Genomic DNA, 16,136 nt, shown 5'->3' with positions numbered 1-16,136 from the left:
GGCGCTGCCCCCCCCTTCGTCGAGATCGGTAGTATTCCGACCCGAGATCGGTCCGAGGCCCCTGCCTGACGCCAGCAGGGGCGGGCGGTGTCTTCTGCCGGCTCTCCGGGGCCCGGAGTCTCTTGGAAGGTCGGTCTTGAGCGCACAGCGCCGCTCGGCCACGGAATCCACAGGATCCGTGTCGCTTGCCTCCCATGCGCCGCCCGCCCCGCCCATCAAGAAGGCCGCGACAAGGCCCAGGGCCATGTACACAACCGCAACCGTCACCCCGGCCCCGGACCCCTCCGGGCGCCACGAAAGGCCTCCAGCCGCGCGGCCGCCCGGCGTCGGGCCCGCTCCTCCCCGGAGCTGGTCAGCGCCCGGTAGCGGCCGGACTCGACGGCGCAGCCGCGCTCCACGCCCCACGCCCACACGGCGTCGAGCTGAGCGTTCACGGCGGCGAGCATCTGCGGCACCTGCTCGCCCCTGCCGATGTGAATGACCCCGAAGAGCTGATGGGCCCTGGCGTCGTCGTCGACCTGGAAGGCGATGACGGCCTGCCGGCCGGAGAATCCGCGCACAACCGGGTACAGGTCCGAGCGCGAGGAGGGCCAGGGCAGTCGGCGCGTGGACAGGCCCATGCAGACCAGCCCTCGACGGGTGACGATGGTGCGCACCGTCGAGTGGGAGCGCGCGACCACGAGCTGGAGGCACAGCAGCGGGAGGTCGACGGCTACGAACAGGAGCATCATGAGAACCGACCACCCCGGCGGGTCGGGGTTGATCACCATGCTGCCTGTCGAAAGGCAGCCCAGGATGCACAGCAACGAGGCGCAGTTCACGCCGAAGGACACGTACACGCGCCGCCCCGTGCGGGCCACGTCCGGGGGCGGCTCCAGGAGCAGCGCCTCCTGCATATCCGTCACCGCCCAGGGACCACTAGTACCCATTCTCTCCCCCTTGCGTCCCGCCCAGCGTATGCGCCCGTCCCGCACGCGGGAATGGGGCGGCCTCCCCGTCGTCGCTCAACCGGTGACGACGACGAGCGCCGCCGCGGTGGCGGCGCCGTAGACGAGCTCGTACAGCCCGGCGTCCCGCAGGGAGGGGATGAGATCGCGCCCGGTGGCGCCGCGCAGGACGGGCAGGGCGGCACGGCCCGCGAGCAGTCCGAGGAGGAGCAGGTAGACCGCGTAGACGACGGCCACGGCACCGCCGAGCGTCACGGCGCCGGGAGCACCGGGAGCACCAGAAGCGCTGTGAGTGCTGCGGGCCTGCCACAGGGCGACGACGCCGAGGAGGACCGGAACCGCGAGCATGGCGCAGAAGGCCGCCCGCGCCCCGCGCTCCCCCAGCCGCACGGCGAGCGTGCGCTTGCCGTGCAGGGGGTCGGTGCCGATGTCGCGCAGGTTGTTGACCATGAGCAGCGAGCAGGCGATGAGCCCGATCCCGCAGGCGGCGAGCCACGCCCAGCCCGGCACGCTCCCGCCCTGGACGTAGAGGGTGCCGGCGGTGGCCATGAGCCCGAAGAACACGAAGACGAAGACCTCGCCGAGCCCCGCGTAGCCGTAGGGGCGGGGGCCGCCGGTGTAGAACCAGGCGGCGGCGATCGCCGCGGCGCCGAGCAGCAGCATCCACCACTGGCCGGACAGGGCCAGGAGCGCGGCCCCGAGCGCCCCGCCGACCCCGAAGCAGCCGAAGGCGGCCAGCTTGACGGCGCGGGGGGCGACGGCCCCGGAGGCGGTCAGGCGCGGCGGGCCGGTGCGCTCGTCGTCGGTGCCGCGCACGCCGTCGGAGTAGTCGTTGGCGAGGTTGCAGCCGACCTGGAGGGCGAGGGCGACTCCCGCGGCCAGCAGGGTGCGCGGCGCCGAGAAGGTCCCGAGCGCCGCCGCCGCCCCGCCCCCGAGAATGACCGGGGTGACGGCGGCGGGCAGGGTGCGCAGGCGCACGACCTCCGCCCAGCTGGTGGCGCGCGGACCCGTATCCGTCCGACTGCCCGGTTGCCGTGCGGTGCTGCTGGCGCTCATAATGTCCTCTCCCCGGTGCCTGCCGCGGAGCCTACCTGCTCACGGTGGCGCGACGACGAGGCCGGGCTTGCGAGAGCCGGCGCGATCCGGGACCGCGGAGGGACCCTGCGGGGGACGAGCCGGGCCGGGTCCCGGCGCACGGACGCGCGCAGAAGGGCTCACACGAGCCCGTAACGCTCCTCCTGCCCACGGCGCTGGAGCTGCATCAGCTTCTGGAGGCCGCGGATCTCGGTGTACTGACCGGTCTCGCGGGCGTACCCGCGGGCGAGGGCCCAGGCCCAGATGCGGTCGAGCTCTGCCATGCCCTTGGCCTCGATCGAGCTGGGCAGGGGACCCATCCAGGTCAGGCCGGTGAGCTGCACCGCCCTGCCCTCGGGGGTGACGAGCATGGCCTGCGCGTCGTTGGCGACGAGAGCCGCCTTGCCCCCGGCGATCTTGATCCGCACGAACAGGCCGGTGCGCGAGGCCGGCCAGGGGAAGTCCTTGTACCCGAGGGCCGATCCGGTGTGGATCCCGGTGGCGTCCAGGGTGGTGCGCACGGTCATCATGAGTGCGACGACAGCGAGCAGGAGCAGGCCGAGGAGGACCAGGAGGATGCCGGCGCCGAACTTCCCGTCGGCAAAGTTGTAGATGGCGCCGGCGAGGACGACAAGACCGAAACCTCCGGTGACGAGCATCACCGTGCGCGCCGACCTGGTGGCGGAGGCGCGGAAGGCCACGGACTCCTGCGTCACGGGGATGGGAACGCCCCGAGGAGGCAGGCTCCCAGGCGCCGAGTCGGGAGCCGCGGGAGCGCCGTAGGCCACCGGCTGTCCGTAGCCGGCGGGAGCCGCCTGGCCGTAAGCCCCCTGCGGCAGGCCCTGACCAGCCGGGGCGGTCTGGCCGTATCCGGCCGGCGTCTGCCCGTACCCCGCCTGGGGCTGCCCGGAGGCGGGCGGGTACCCGTACCGGCCGGGTGACTGCGGCTGGTCGGGAAAGGTCGGCTGCGACATGGGCTGCTCCTGGACGACGATCAAGGCCGTTACCAGCATAGGCGCGCGGCCGGGCCCGTTCCCAATGGGAACGGGCCCCACCCGCGCCTCAGGGCTGCGCCTTCTCGGCGACCGGTTCCAGGGCGCACGGCCGAGTTGCACATGGGAGAACAGGACCCTCGCAGAGCGAGCCCGACTTTTCGTTGGGATTCTGCGATTTCTCCCCAATCGCCACAATCTGTTGCTGTGCTCCCACGGTCGCCGAGGGGGGTCTGCGCACACGGGAGAGCCGCCTCGCTTCCCGCCACATCGTCTTTTTCGCATGATTCCGCGGTTCTGCTCCACGCGGGCCGCAAACGAATGTGCAACATCCCCGACTCGGCGCCTGGAGGCTTCTCAGGAGCGGGCCGCGACGGCCTCAGAAGGCCTCGGAAGGCCTCGCATCGCCCGGCAGAGGGCGGCGACGGCGCGCCGGTCGGTCTTGCCCGGGCCGCGCAGGGGCATCTCGGGCACGACCAGGACGCGTTTGGGGGCGTGGGCGCCGTCAAGACGCTCCCTGGCCTGCCTGCGCAGCCCCTCGCCGTCGACAGCGGCGCCGGCCTCGGGCACGACGACGGCCACGACGGCGCTTCCCCACGTGGCGTCCGGGATGCCGACGACGCAGGCCTGGGCGACGCCGGGCAGGCCGGCCAGCACCTGCTCAACCTCGTGGGGATCGACCTTGATGCCGCCGGTGACAATGATGTCGTCGAGCCGTCCGAGCACCGTCAGCCGGGTGGAGCCGTCGGGCAGGGCCTCCAGCCGCCCGCGGTCGGCGGTTGCGAGCTCGCGGGGGCCGGTGCGGAAGGCCGCGGACCGGGTGGGCTCCGCGGACCGGGCGGACTCGGCAGGCCGGCCAGTCTGAGCCGTCCGGCTCGGCGCACCGGGCGGGCCGACGTAGCCCTCCGCCAGGACGGGCCCGGCCAGCACGATCCTGCCGACGCCGGCCTCGTCGGGGTCCTCGATGCGCACGCTCACGCCCTCAAGCGGCAGGCCGTCGTAGACGCACCCTCCCCCGGTCTCGCTCATGCCGTAGGTCGTCACCGCCCGGATCCCGGCGGCGCGCGAGCGCGCCAGCAGCGCGGGGTCGGTGGCGGCCCCGCCGACGAGCACGGCGCTCGCGCGCGCGAGGACGGCGGCCGCGCCGGGGTCTGCCAGCACCCGCAGGAGCTGGGTGGGCACGAGCGAGACGTACACCGGTCCCCCGCGCCCCAGCGCCCGCTCGGCCCCGGCCGCGAGCGCACCGGCGTCGAAGCCCCCGGCGGTATCGACGACGACGGGCCGGGTCCCGGCCACGACGGAGCGCACCAGCACCTGCAGGCCGGCGACGTGGTGGGCGGGCAGGGCCAGCACCCAGGTCCCGGGGCCGCCGAGCCGGGCGTGCGTGGCGCGCGCCGAGGCGACCAGGGCGGCGGCGCCCATGGCGACGAGGCGGGCCGTGCCCGTGGTGGAGCCGGAGGTGCGCAGGATGATGTCGGCGCGCTCCGGAACGCCGGCGATCCTGCCTGCCAGGTCGGCGCGCACGACGGCGGCGTCCTCGCGGGGGCCGATCGGCACGATCAGTGGCCGGGGCCCGCCGGCCGCACCCGCCGGCCCTCGGCCGCCGCGGGCCGCCGTCGGGCCTGGGCCAGCTGGGCGCCCGTGAAGGACATCGGCGAGCGCGCCGTGCAGGTGGGCGATTCGGTGGGCGCCGGTCCCGCCCACGACGAGGCGGAGGGGGCGCGGGGCGGGAGGGGGCGGAGGGGTGACGTGCGCGCTCACGGCGCCAGGGTCGCACACCGCACGCATGCGGCCGTGCGGGATCGGGGCCGGTAACCGCTAGGGTGGCGCCATGCGCGCCGTTCTCATCGTCCTCGTCCTCGCCCTGACGATCTACTCCCTGCTCGACTGCGCCCGCACGCCGGAGGAGTCGATGCCGGCCCGCATGCCCAAGCTGTTGTGGATCGTCATTATCGTCATGGCCACGCTCGTCGGGCCGATCGCGTGGATCATTGTCAGCCGCGTCAAGGCCGCCGAGGACCGCGGCGGGGGGGTCGAGCCGACGATGTGGTCCTCCAAGGAGGGCACGAGCTTCCGTCGGGCGGAGCGCCCGCGCCCTGTCGCCCCCGACGACGACCCGGAGTTCCTGCGGGGCCTGGAGCAGGACATCCGCCGCAAGCGCCACCACCGCGACGAGGACGGCAGCGGGGACTCCCCCGAGGACGCCGGCTCCGGGGAGGCCGGCTGACCGGGCGCCGGAACGACCGTGACCTCAGCCGTCGGCCTCAGCTCGAGGCGCGCGGGGTGAAACGCGGCCAGGAGGAGGTGTCGACGTCGTAGCCGTGGGCGGCGGCGTGGACGAACCAGTCGCCGGGCAGCCACGTGCGCCCCACGACCTGCGGGTGCTCGGGCATGTACCGGGCCGACCACAGGATCAGGACGAGCTCGGCCCACTGCCCGCGCAGCTTCCAGCGCGCCGAGCCGCTGGCGTTGGCGGCCGCCATGACGATCTCGCCGGTGCCGGTGAGCTGGGCCTCCTGGACGTCGCGGAGGGCGATCGGCATGATGCCCTCCCCGGTGCCCAGGTAGATCCCGTGGGTGGACACGGTCAGGCGGGCGTCGGCCAGGTGGCGCCAGCGCTCGACGGCGTCGGCCTCGGCGGCCCTCTTGCGCCGCGAGTTCAGGTAGGCCTGGCCGCCGAAGAAGGCGGCGGTCAGGGCCAGCCCGACGGGTCCGCCGGCCAGGAAGAAGCCGCGCGACGGGTTGTAGGTGGCGTCCCCGCGGCGCCACATGAGCAGCTCGGCGTCGCAGGTGGCGAGCATGACCTCGTCGGAGGCGAAGGCGCGGCGCACGGGGTCGATGACGGGCGAGACGGGGTTGGGGCGGCGCCCGGCGCGCAGGGCGGTCAGGACGGCGGCGGTGTTCCACCACACGAAGTCCTGGCCCGTCCACGGTCGCCGCGGGGCGGGGCGGGCGGGGGCGCGCCCGTCCGGGCGGACCAGGCCGGTGCTCCGGGCGGGGACGAGCTCGCCCGGGGCGGCGCCGTCGGGGCCCTCCGGTTGCGGCCAGGGCTGGAGGGTCACGCCGTCGTCCCGTCCGGGGCGTCCGGGGCGTCCGGGGCGGCGGACTCGGGTAAGCGCCCCATGGCCGCGGCGGCCGCGGAGGTTCCCGGGACCATGTCCTCGGCGCGGCGCAGGAGGTCGCTGGCGGGCTCCCAGTAGGACAGGCCGACCAGCGTGCGCGAGTCGAAGGTCAGGGAGGTCAGCGAGGCCAGGGAGCACTGGCGGCGGCGGGGGTCGTGGACCAGGAGGCGGCCCTCGAGCCACAGGCGGGTCGCCCAGATGGGCAGCTGGTGGGAGACGAGCAGCGCCTCGTGGCCCTCGGCCCGGCCGATGGCGGCGCGCACGGCGGCGCTCATGCGGGCGACGAGATCGGTGTAGGGCTCGCCCCAGCTCGGGCGCAGGGGGTTGAGGTAGTAGCGCCAGTGCTCGGGGTGGGCCAGGACCCACCGGTTGCGGTTGACGGGCACGCCCTCGAAGTGGTTGCCGGCCTCGATGAGGCGCGCGTCCGTGGTCGGGGCGAGGTTGAAGGCGGTGGCGGTCGGGGCGCCGGTCTCGCGCGCCCGCTCCAGGGGGGAGGTGATGACCGCGGTGATGTCGTGGCCGGAGGCGGACAGCACGTCGGCTACCTGCAGCGCCATCTGCCGGCCCAGCTCGGAGAGGTGGTAGCCGGGAAGGCGCCCGTACAGGATGCCCTCGGGGTTGTGGACCTCGCCGTGCCTCATGAGGTGGATCGTCGTGCGCGCCATGTGCGTGATTCTCGCACGCCCGCGGTGCGGTCGGCGGCGCGGTGCGGCTGCGGGGCCGCGGAGCGCGGGCGGCGGTGCGGTGCCGGGCCGGTCAGGGCGCGGGCTCGCTGACGACGACGGCCAGACCGGCGTCGTCGAGGACCGCTCTGCCGGCCGGGGTGAGGCGCACGGCGCGGGTGGCGCCGAGGCGCTCGACCCACCTGCGGGAGAGGAGGGTCTGGCAGATCGCCGTGCCCAGAGGGCCGGCGAGGTGGAAGCGGCGCTCGGTGGAGTCCATGCAGGGCGCCGCGAGCCGTTCGTCCCTGCTCGCTCCCAGCGGAGTGCCCCAGGCGGTCAGGAGCTCTTCCCTGCTTCGCGTCAGCTGCCAGCCGGGGTTGATGAGGGCGCAGTCCGTGAGCCGGGCGGTGAGCTCGACGCCGAGGCAGCCGGCCAGGTTCCTGTAGCAGGTGCGTCCTTGCCGCAGGCGCTTATTGGCCGTCCACGCGCCAAGGCTCGGCGGGGTGGGCAGTGTGCTCCTGGCGGCCGCGCCGAGGCTCTCGATCACTCGGGCGGTGTCCTCGTTGGCGAGGCTGATGTAGCGGTGGCGTCCTTGACGCGTATCGACGGCGATGCCGCAACCGACCAGGATGCTGACGTGCTCGCTGGCGGTCGATCGTGCCAGCCCGGCGTACGCGGCGAGCTCTCCGACGGTCCACGCGCGACCGTCCATGAGCGCGGCGCACATGGCCGCCCGCGAGCGGTCGGCGAGAGCGGTCGCAATGGTGGAGATATCCGGGACCGCCTCCGGAAACACGCGAGCCGACATGTTTTGATCCTAGAGCTCCGATTGTTCGGTCGTCGCCGAACAAGAGCGGCACTATCTTGACTTCCGCCGGGGGCTCGCAACAGGAGCCGGGGCCGGCACTGCGCGAAGGATAGAGAGAAATGGCTGCGCTGGGTCAGCGCGGGGCGCTGGTTGCGGCCCGGGCGGCCCAGGGGGCGGGCGCGTCCGCCATCGTCCCCGGCTCGCTGGCGCTGCTCGCCGTGATCTACACGGAGCCAGACAAGCGATCCCGCGCGATCGGCCTGTGGGGAGGGGCGGGAGGGATCGCCGCCGCGGCCGGTCCGGTACTCGGAGGAGTGCTGGTGTCCTGGATCGGCTGGCGGGCCGTCTTCTGGGTCAACATCCCCATTATTGCGATCGCCTGCCGGCTCGCCCTCCGCTCGCTGCCGGCACCGGCCGCCCGGCACGGGCGCGCAATCGACCCGCTGGGGCAGATCCTGTCCGTCCTGGGCCTGGCCGCGCTCACCTACGGGATGATCGCCGGCGGCGAGAGCGGCCTGGGAGGCGCGTCGGCCGCGGCGATCTGCTGCGGCGCGGCCGTGCTCGTGGGATTTGTCGTCGTCGAGCATCACGTTGACGACCCGATGCTCCCCATGCCGCTGTTCAGGAGAGCACGATTCACGGTCTCGGCGCTCGTCGGCCTGGCGCTGAATATCAGCTTCTTCGGTCAGCTCTTCGTCCTGTCCCTGTTCTTCCAGAGGTTCTTCCAGAGCTATCTGGGGTACGCCCCCTGGCTCGCCGGCCTCGCGCTCGCCCCGCAGGCCTGCAGCGCGGCCATCGCCTCTCCGCTCGGTGGGCGCAGCACGGCGCGCATCGGAGCACCCGTCACAATGCTCATAGGCCTTCTCACAGGCACAGCGGGATTCGGGAGCCTTATCAAGGTCACGGAGGGCACGCCGTATCCGCTGACTGCGCTCCTGACCTTCGCCGGCGGCTTCGGCATGGCCTTCGCCATGCCTGCGGCGACGTCCGCAGCGGTGGCCTCGGCGCCGCCCGCGTACACCGGGCTGGCAGGCGGAGTCATCAACGCGGCCAGGCAGACCGGAAGCGTCGTCGGCGTGGCCGCTCTGGGCGCACTGATCACCACCAGCACGTTCCTCGTCGGCTTCCACCTCGCCGTCGGCACCGCAGCGGCAGTATTCCTCGCTGCCGCAGTCCCCGTCGTCGGCATGCTCATCACCGACCACGCTCGCAGGGCGGCAAAGTGAGCCTGGGCGCGTCGAGGCGGAAGCCGTCCCGTGCCGGGCCCGCCCGGATGCCGGTCGGCACCGGCGCGCCGAGGCCGCGTCCCGTATGGTTGGGCGTCATGACGACCCGCAGAGCATGGGGTCTCGGTCTGGCGACCGTGACCGATGACGGCAACACCCTCGACGTCTGGTACCCGAGGCCGATCCTGGGGGATGAGCCCGCCGACGGCGACGCCGACCTGCTCACCACCCTGTCCGCCATGGAGAGCAAGGACGCCGCGCGCGGGGTCCACACCACCGTGGTGCGCACCTGGGCCGACCTGGACGACGCCCCGAAGACCGTGGCGGGCGCCTACCTGCGCCTCCACGTCCTGTCCCACCGCCTGGTCCTGCCCAACACGGTCAACCTGGACGGGGTCTTCTCCCGCCTGCCTAATGTCGTGTGGACCTCCGCCGGCCCCTGCGCCGCCGAGGGCTTTGAGGCCACGCGCACCCGCCTGCGCGCCAAGCTCGGCCACGCGGTCCAGGTCAACGCGGTCGACAAGTTCCCGCGTATGACCGACTACGTGCTGCCCTCGGGCGTGCGCATCGGCAACGCGGCCAACGTCCGTCTGGGCGCCTACCTGTCCGAGGGGACGACCGTCATGCACTCCGGCTTCGTCAACTACAACGCCGGGACGCTGGGGCGCTCCATGGTCGAGGGCCGGGTCTCCCAGGGCGTCGTGATCGGGGACGGCTCCGACGTCGGCGGGGGCGCCTCGACCATGGGGATGCTCTCGGGCGGGGGCCACCAGCGCGTGGCGGTGGGCGAGCGCTGCCTGCTGGGCGCGAACTCGGGCCTGGGCATTCCGCTGGGCGACGACTGCGTCGTCGAGGCGGGCCTGTACCTGACCGCCGGTACCAAGCTCTCAGTGCTGCCCTCCGGCGGTGTGGTGCCGGGGCCCCACGGCCTGTTCAAGGAGCCACGCGTGGTCCCGGCCCGGGAGCTCGCGGGCGCCTCGAACGTGCTCTTCCGCCGCAACTCGCAGTCCGGCGCCGTGGAGGCGCTGCCGCGCGGGGGCAAGGGCATCGAGCTCAACGCCGTCCTGCACGCCCGTCAGTAGGTCGCGCGCTCCGCCCGTCCCTCCTCTTTCGCTGAGATCGGTCGTATTCCGCGCCGAGATCGGTTCATTTCCGCCTCGAGATCGGTCGGTCGGACCGATCTCGGCGAGTCGCGGGGCCCTCGGCCCCAGGGCGCCGACGGCGGTGGGCTCGGCCGGGCCCGATACCCCGGGACGCCGCGCTCAGTCGCCCTGCGAACTGAGAACACGACCGGCAAAGAGTGTTCTGGGCTACCGTGAGGACGACGATCCGTGGTGGCAGCTCGGGGGCCGGAATACTATGCCCTATTATGAGCACCCCCCCCCGCTCCTATCGGCGGTAACCCTCAGTCAACCCCCGTAACCGCATCCGCCGACAGCGGACCCATTACCGACACCGGCAGCCTCCCCCCGGTCCCGCCTCCCCCGCCCCAACCGACACCCCCACCACCGTCGGGCCCCGCCGCAGCCGCACCGAGCGGGGTCCCCTCCGGGCCCGCTCCCGTCTACGGTTCGCCGGCCCAGAGCGGAGTTCCTGCTGGCCCTGCGCCCATCGCTGCCGCATCCGCACCGCCCCTTCCGACGACAACCTCCACGGAGACCGCCCCGTGGTCACGCGGCCAGCAGCGAGCAGTCCTCATCCTCGCCATGCTCGCAATTGTTCTTTTACTAACATGCCAGCTCCCCTTCTCCTTGGACAATGTGGGCACAATAGTCGCGACCCTGCTCTTTTCCACACCGCTAACACTTCTCATTATTGGCATTGTACAAGTCTGCAGGCGAGTCATGCCAAGCTCGTTAGTAGCGGCCAGCGCCATTATGCCCACCGTAATCCTCAATGATTTGCATCAAATTCACCATCGCGCGCCGGACTTCCGCCGCATCGCCATAATCCTTACCCCGGGAACGCGCATCATCGTATTATCATTTATATTTATCTGCTTGTGGGGACGCCTACCCCACCGCACACACGCGCCCCACTCCGCGGTCGCCGTAAGCTCACTGGGGGTCGCCTCGATATGGCAAGCCATTATCGCACTGCTCAGCGCATGGAACAAGAACAACATGCATGCCGTCGACGCCAGCACCGGGTTTATTCAAATACAACCCATGGTGCATGCATTTCCCAGTCTACTAACGCACCTACACGAGGACAAGTCTTCCCTCGCACTTGCCATGGGTGCAGCATCGTGGATTTCAGCCGCCCTGGGGGTTTCCTGCGGTGTCGCACTACTCGCATTTCTATTACATCACAAGAATATAATCGTTACTCAATGCCTATCCATCACCCTATGCACATGCGCGCTCGTAGATGCCATAATTAACGGATTCATGGCCATCTACCATCCACTCGTCCAGACAAATCTCTTAACGACGATCATCCTCCTTCTTCTCATGACCATTGCGCCACTCGCTCTTGCGGTGCCGGTGTTCTCCAGGTCGTTCAGGCAGTGGTGCGACGGAACGTGGACCCCGCCGCCGGCGCGCGCCGCGGGGGCGGTCGCGGGCAGGCCCACGATCCTGGCGCGCACCTTCCAGCCGGTCGGCCCGGACGGCAGACCCCTGGACCAGACCGCCGTCGCCGCCCTGCTGCCCACCACCAGGCTCACGTTCTGGATCAGCTTCTTCTTCGGACTGTTCGGCCTCATCCCCATGCTCACCGCCAACAGCACCGCCAAGAACCTCGGCGTCGTCACCAACGCCTACAACCACGCCATGATCAAAGGCCTCCTCATCGGCATCGCCACATGGACCGCCGTCACCATCGCCTTCTACGCCCTCATCTTCGCCATCCTGGCAGGACTCTAACCACACGCAACCAACGCCGACGCGGAACTGAACCGATCTCGAACCGGAATACGATCGATCTCGACGAAAGGGGCGGGACGGACGGGGCGGCGGGCCCGGGGCAGCGGGTAGAGGCGCAGCACGGCGAGCGAGACGGCCCGGCTCGCAGTATGGGACAGGCCGTCATTTCCTCCCGCACTGCTGTGACCTTCGTTACCATAAGTACTGTAGTTCTGCAGCAACGGAGGACGGAGGGGGGAGCCGAATGCCCGCGGTCACTGACGTCCCGAAGTCGGCGCACGCTCCCGGCGACGCCCCGCCGGCCCGTCCCGGTCGGAGCCGCGGCCCGTCCTTCACGACGCTCAAGACGACCATGGCCCTCACCGGCACGATCATGGCCGCCTTCGTCACCGTCCACATGGTCGGCAACCTCAAGGCCTTCATGGGCGCGGAGGCCTACAACTCCTACGCCGCCTGGCTGCGCGAGGTCGCCTACCCGCTCCTCCCCCATGAGGGCCTGCTGTGGATCCTGCGGGTCGTCCTGCTGGCCTGCATCGGCCTGCACATGGCCGCCGGGGTCGAGCTGTGGCGCCGCGGCCGGGCCTCGCGCGGCCGCTTCCGACGCCGCGGGCTGCCGGCGCGGGCCACCGCTGCCCGCTCCATGCTCATTACCGGCTGCCTCATCGCCGTCTTCGTCGTCGTCCACATCCTTGACCTGACCATCGGGCGCCTGGTCGCCTCGCCGTCCTACACCGCCCCCTCTCACGGCGACGGCGCCCTGCACGTGAGCGCCTACCAGAATCTCGTGGCGAGCCTGTCCCGCCCGCACATGGCGATCTTCTACAGCGCCATCATGCTCGCAATCGCTCTGCACCTGGCCCAAGGCCTGTGGAACGTCGTCGTCGACCTGGGCGGCACCGGCGAGAGGCTGCGCCGCATCTGGCTGGCGGTCGCGCTCGCCGTCGCAGTGGCCGTCGCGCTCGGCAACGGCGCCCTGCCCCTGCTCATCCTGGCCGGGGTGATCTCATGAGCCCCGCGAGCGCACGCCGCACGCCCGGCCCGGTCGACGCCCTCTACGACATCGGCCCCGACCTCGACCCCCACCTGCCCGGCTGCCCGCCGGAGCAGGCCTGGCAGAGGCGCCGCGACGACTACCGCCTGGTCAACCCCGCCAACCGCCGAAAGCTGACCGTCATCGTCGTGGGCACCGGCCTGGCGGGCTCGGGAACCGCCGCGAGCCTGGGCCGCCTGGGCTACCGGGTGGAGTGCTTCAGCCTGCACGACGCCCCGCGCCGCGCCCACTCGGTGGCCGCGCAGGGCGGCATCAACGCCGCCCGGGCCCGCAAGGTCGACGGCGACTCCCTGGCCCGGTTCGTCAAGGACACGGTCAAGGGTGGCGACTACCGGGGCCGCGAGGCCGACGTCGTGCGCCTGGGCACCGAGTCAGGGCGGGTCATCGACCACATGGAGGCTATCGGGGCGCCCTTCGCCCGCGAGTACGGTGGCCAGCTCGCCACCCGGTCCTTCGGCGGGGTGCAGGTCTCGCGCACCTACTACACGCGCGGCCAGACCGGTCAGCAGCTCGAGATCGCCTGCGCCCAGGCCCTCCAGGAGCAGATCGCCGCCGGCAGCGTGCGCATGCACGCCCGCACCGAGATGCTCGACCTCATCGTCGCCGACGGCCGCGCCCAGGGCATCATCACCCGCGACCTGCTCACCGGCGAGGTCGCCGCCCGCACCGCCCACGCCGTCGTGCTGGCCACCGGCGGCTACGGCAGCGTCTACCACTACTCGACCCTGGCCATGGCCTCCAACGCCACCGCCACCTGGCGCGCCCACCGGCGCGGGGCGGCCTTCGCGTCGGCCTGCATGGTCCAGTTCCACCCCACGGCCCTGCCGGTGTCCAGCCGCTGGCAGTCCAAGACGACGCTCATGAGCGAGTCACTGCGCAACGACGGTCGCATCTGGGTGCCCAAGCAGCCCGGGGACGAACGCCCTCCGAACGACATCCCCGAGGACGAGCGCGACTACTACCTGGAGCGCAAGTACCCGGCCTTCGGCAACCTCACCCCGCGCGACGTGGCCTCGCGCAACGCCCGCGAGCAGATCGAGTCCGGCCGCGGGGTGGGCCCGCTGTGCAACTCCGTCTACCTGGACTTCCGCGACGCCCTGGAGCGGCTGGGGCGGGAGACCATCGCCTCGCGCTACGGCAACCTGTTCGAGATGTACCTGGACGCCACCGGCGAGGACCCCTACGAGGTGCCCATGCGCATCGCCCCGGGCGCCCACTTCACTATGGGCGGCCTGTGGGTGGACTTCGACCAGATGTCCACCATCCCGGGGCTGTTCGTGGGCGGGGAGGCGTCGAACAACTACCACGGCGCCAACCGCCTGGGGGCGAACTCGCTGCTGAGCGCATCCGTGGACGGCTGGTTCGTGCTGCCGCTGAGCGTGCCGAGCTACCTGGCCGGGCTCGTCGGCGCCAGCCCGCTGCCGGGCGACGCCCCCGAGGCGCGCGAGGCCGTGGCCGCCGTCCGCTCCCGCATCGGGGCGCTGATGGCCGTGGGCGGGACCCACCGCCCCGTGTGGTTCCACCGCCGGCTCGGCGAGATCCTCTACGCCGGCTGCGGGGTCAGCCGCAGCGAGGCCGGGCTGCGCCGGGCCCTGGAGGAGGTGGGCGCGCTGCGCGAGGAGTTCTGGGCCGACGTGAAGGTGGTCGGCGGCGGGCAGCGCCTCAACCAGGAGCTGGAGAGGGCGCTGCGAGTGGCCGACTTCCTGGAGCTGGCGGAGGTCATGGTCCTGGACGCCCTGGACCGCCGCGAGTCCGCCGGCGCCCACTTCCGCGAGGAGTACGCCACCGAGTCCGGCGAGGCCAGGCGCGACGACGACGCCTGGTGCTCGGTGTCGGCCTGGCAGACGGCGCCCGACGGCGCCCATACCCGCCGGTCCGAACCGCTGAGCTTCTCGCTGGTGCCGATGCAGGTGAGGGACTACCGATGAGAGTCGAGCTGGAGATCTGGCGGCAGGACGGCCCGTGGGCGGCCGGGGCCTTCGAGGAGTACGTCGTCGAGGACGCCGCCCCGGAGATGAGTCTGCTGGAGCTGCTCGACCGCCTCAACGACCAGATCATTGAGGACGGCGGGGAGCCGGTGGTCTTCGAGTCTGACTGCCGGGAGGGGGTGTGCGGGGCCTGCGGCTTCCTGGTCAACGGCTCTCCGCACGGGCCGGTGGACAACACGCCGGCCTGCCGCCAGCACCTGCGGGCCTTCCCCGGCGTGACGCGCCTGCGCATCGAGCCGTGGCGGGCGGCGGCCTTCCCGGTGATCCGCGACCTGGTGGTGGACCGCACGGCCCTGGACGAGCTCATCCGCGCCGGCGGAACCGTGGATGTGGCCGCGGGGACGGCGCCGGACGCCGACGACGTCGCCCAACCGCACCAGCAGGCCGAGCGGGCGCTGGACTTCGCCGCCTGCATCGGCTGCGGGGCCTGCGTGGCGGCGTGCCCGAACGGTGCGGCCATGCTCTTCGCGGGCGCGAAGCTGGCGCACCTGTCGCTCATGCCGCAGGGCCGCCACGAGCGGGCGCGGCGGGCGCGCAGGATGGCCCGCGTCCTGGACGAGGCCTTCGGGCCGTGCTCGGTCTACGGCGAGTGCGTGCCCGCCTGCCCGGCCGGCATCCCGCTGGAGGCGATCGCGCGCGTCAACCGGGAGGTGCTGCGCACCGGGCTGATCGGCCGCGGCCGGGACGACTGAGGGCGCACGGGCTGGTCGCGGCGGGGCGGACCCCGAGCGGAGTCGCGGGCACATGGCGCTCCGGGAGGACCGTTCGTCCCGACGCGCCCGGGGAGCGCCGGTGGCGGGCGTCGCCCGATAAGGACCCGGCCAGGTTCATCCCGACGCGCCCGGGGACGCTCGGCGCCCGCTCAGGAGCCCCAGGCGGCATGGCTCGTCCCGACGCACCCGGGGAGGGCGACTGCTTCTGCGAGGAAGGTGGTTCTCGCGCGTTTTCAGGTTGTGCAGGGGTGATGCGGGCGTACACGACCGGCGTGATTGCGCGGGTCGTGCGGGGGCGGGGTTGAAAGCGCGTGGGGCCGCCACGTCCGGGGATCGCAGGGGTCTGCCCGACCGTCTTCCCAACGCCCGACCGCGTGGCTCGATGCGGGTTCGGTGGCGGGAGTGTCCACCAGAATGACATTAACCGCTCGAACCCGCCGGAGCACATGAGAAAACCGCATGATTCCGCGGATCGTACGACACCGCCCGGGACTGTCCGACGCCAATGTCATTCTGGTGGACGCCCCTGCCCGGGCCGACTCCGAAGCGCCCCCGCCCGGGCCGCCGAAGGCTCCTTGTGAGCCCGGGACCGCCTGGACTCCGGTTTCTCCCGAGCCGATGACTGACGCATCCCTGTGCCCGGGCCACCGTCGGCCGGCGCACGCCCCGGCCTCGGGGCGCCCTGG

14 protein-coding genes are annotated in these 16,136 nt (G+C 72.2%); 7 read left to right on the top strand and 7 right to left on the bottom strand.

What is annotated here, in order from left to right; genetic code table 11:
- Positions 1–263: 263 nt before the first annotated feature.
- From AIF0345_RS03560 to AIF0345_RS03545, 4 genes are all read right to left on the bottom strand, one after another.
- Positions 264–929, bottom strand: coding sequence for a hypothetical protein (locus tag AIF0345_RS03560; RefSeq protein WP_285297202.1), 666 nt, complete (start codon positions 927–929; stop codon positions 264–266).
- A gap of 75 nt (positions 930–1,004) precedes the next feature.
- Positions 1,005–2,003: a 1,4-dihydroxy-2-naphthoate polyprenyltransferase gene (locus AIF0345_RS03555; protein ID WP_285297200.1), complete on the bottom strand. Its 999-nt coding sequence runs from the start codon at positions 2,001–2,003 to the stop codon at positions 1,005–1,007.
- Positions 2,004–2,161: 158 nt separating this feature from the next.
- The gene (locus tag AIF0345_RS03550) at positions 2,162–2,995 is read right to left on the bottom strand and encodes a polyadenylate binding domain-containing protein (RefSeq protein ID WP_285297198.1); all 834 of its coding nucleotides are present in this window, start codon (positions 2,993–2,995) and stop codon (positions 2,162–2,164) included.
- Positions 2,996–3,370: 375 nt separating this feature from the next.
- Entirely contained in the window at positions 3,371–4,801 is a 1,431-nt protein-coding gene (locus AIF0345_RS03545) for an AMP-binding enzyme (protein ID WP_404975972.1), read from the bottom strand.
- A gap of 43 nt (positions 4,802–4,844) precedes the next feature.
- Here AIF0345_RS03545 and AIF0345_RS03540 point away from each other — a divergent pair, with 43 nt between their 5' ends.
- On the top strand, positions 4,845–5,240 hold the full coding sequence (locus AIF0345_RS03540) for a PLD nuclease N-terminal domain-containing protein (RefSeq protein WP_285297194.1): 396 nt from the start codon (positions 4,845–4,847) through the stop codon (positions 5,238–5,240).
- Positions 5,241–5,277: 37 nt separating this feature from the next.
- Here the strand turns inward: AIF0345_RS03540 and AIF0345_RS03535 are convergent, their stop codons facing one another.
- The 3 genes from AIF0345_RS03535 to AIF0345_RS03525 form a co-directional block, all read right to left on the bottom strand.
- A complete protein-coding gene (locus AIF0345_RS03535) occupies positions 5,278–6,075 on the bottom strand; it encodes a hypothetical protein (protein WP_268918032.1) in 798 nt (265 codons plus the stop codon).
- Positions 6,072–6,800, bottom strand: coding sequence for a histidine phosphatase family protein (locus tag AIF0345_RS03530; protein ID WP_285297192.1), 729 nt, complete (start codon positions 6,798–6,800; stop codon positions 6,072–6,074). Before AIF0345_RS03530 ends, AIF0345_RS03535 begins: the two co-directional genes overlap by 4 nt.
- Positions 6,801–6,891: 91 nt before the next feature.
- Positions 6,892–7,605: an ArsR/SmtB family transcription factor gene (locus AIF0345_RS03525; RefSeq protein ID WP_285297190.1), complete on the bottom strand. Its 714-nt coding sequence runs from the start codon at positions 7,603–7,605 to the stop codon at positions 6,892–6,894.
- Between the two features lie 119 nt (positions 7,606–7,724).
- Between AIF0345_RS03525 and AIF0345_RS03520 the strand changes: the two genes are divergently transcribed.
- The 6 genes from AIF0345_RS03520 (at position 7,725) to AIF0345_RS03495 (ending at position 15,429) form a co-directional block, all read left to right on the top strand.
- Positions 7,725–8,831, top strand: coding sequence for an MFS transporter (locus AIF0345_RS03520; RefSeq protein WP_285297188.1), 1,107 nt, complete (start codon positions 7,725–7,727; stop codon positions 8,829–8,831).
- 98 nt (positions 8,832–8,929) lie between these two features.
- Positions 8,930–9,913 carry a 2,3,4,5-tetrahydropyridine-2,6-dicarboxylate N-succinyltransferase gene (dapD, locus tag AIF0345_RS03515; protein WP_043563968.1) on the top strand — a complete coding sequence of 328 codons (984 nt, stop codon included), beginning with the start codon at positions 8,930–8,932 and terminating at the stop codon, positions 9,911–9,913.
- 1,308 nt (positions 9,914–11,221) lie between these two features.
- Complete coding sequence (locus tag AIF0345_RS03510) at positions 11,222–11,698, top strand: hypothetical protein (RefSeq protein WP_156966782.1); 477 nt, start codon at positions 11,222–11,224, stop codon at positions 11,696–11,698.
- A gap of 244 nt (positions 11,699–11,942) precedes the next feature.
- On the top strand, positions 11,943–12,707 hold the full coding sequence (locus AIF0345_RS03505) for a succinate dehydrogenase cytochrome b subunit (protein WP_285297185.1): 765 nt from the start codon (positions 11,943–11,945) through the stop codon (positions 12,705–12,707).
- Positions 12,704–14,677: a fumarate reductase/succinate dehydrogenase flavoprotein subunit gene (locus AIF0345_RS03500; RefSeq protein ID WP_285297183.1), complete on the top strand. Its 1,974-nt coding sequence runs from the start codon at positions 12,704–12,706 to the stop codon at positions 14,675–14,677. Before AIF0345_RS03505 ends, AIF0345_RS03500 begins: the two co-directional genes overlap by 4 nt.
- On the top strand, positions 14,674–15,429 hold the full coding sequence (locus AIF0345_RS03495) for a succinate dehydrogenase/fumarate reductase iron-sulfur subunit (RefSeq protein WP_043563962.1): 756 nt from the start codon (positions 14,674–14,676) through the stop codon (positions 15,427–15,429). Before AIF0345_RS03500 ends, AIF0345_RS03495 begins: the two co-directional genes overlap by 4 nt.
- Positions 15,430–16,136 lie beyond the last annotated feature (707 nt).

Source organism: Actinomyces israelii (assembly GCF_030253495.1).
GTDB classification, from domain to species: domain Bacteria; phylum Actinomycetota; class Actinomycetes; order Actinomycetales; family Actinomycetaceae; genus Actinomyces; species Actinomyces israelii.
The sequence above is the reverse complement of the archived record's forward strand: the minus strand, read 5'-3'. Positions and strand labels throughout refer to the sequence as shown.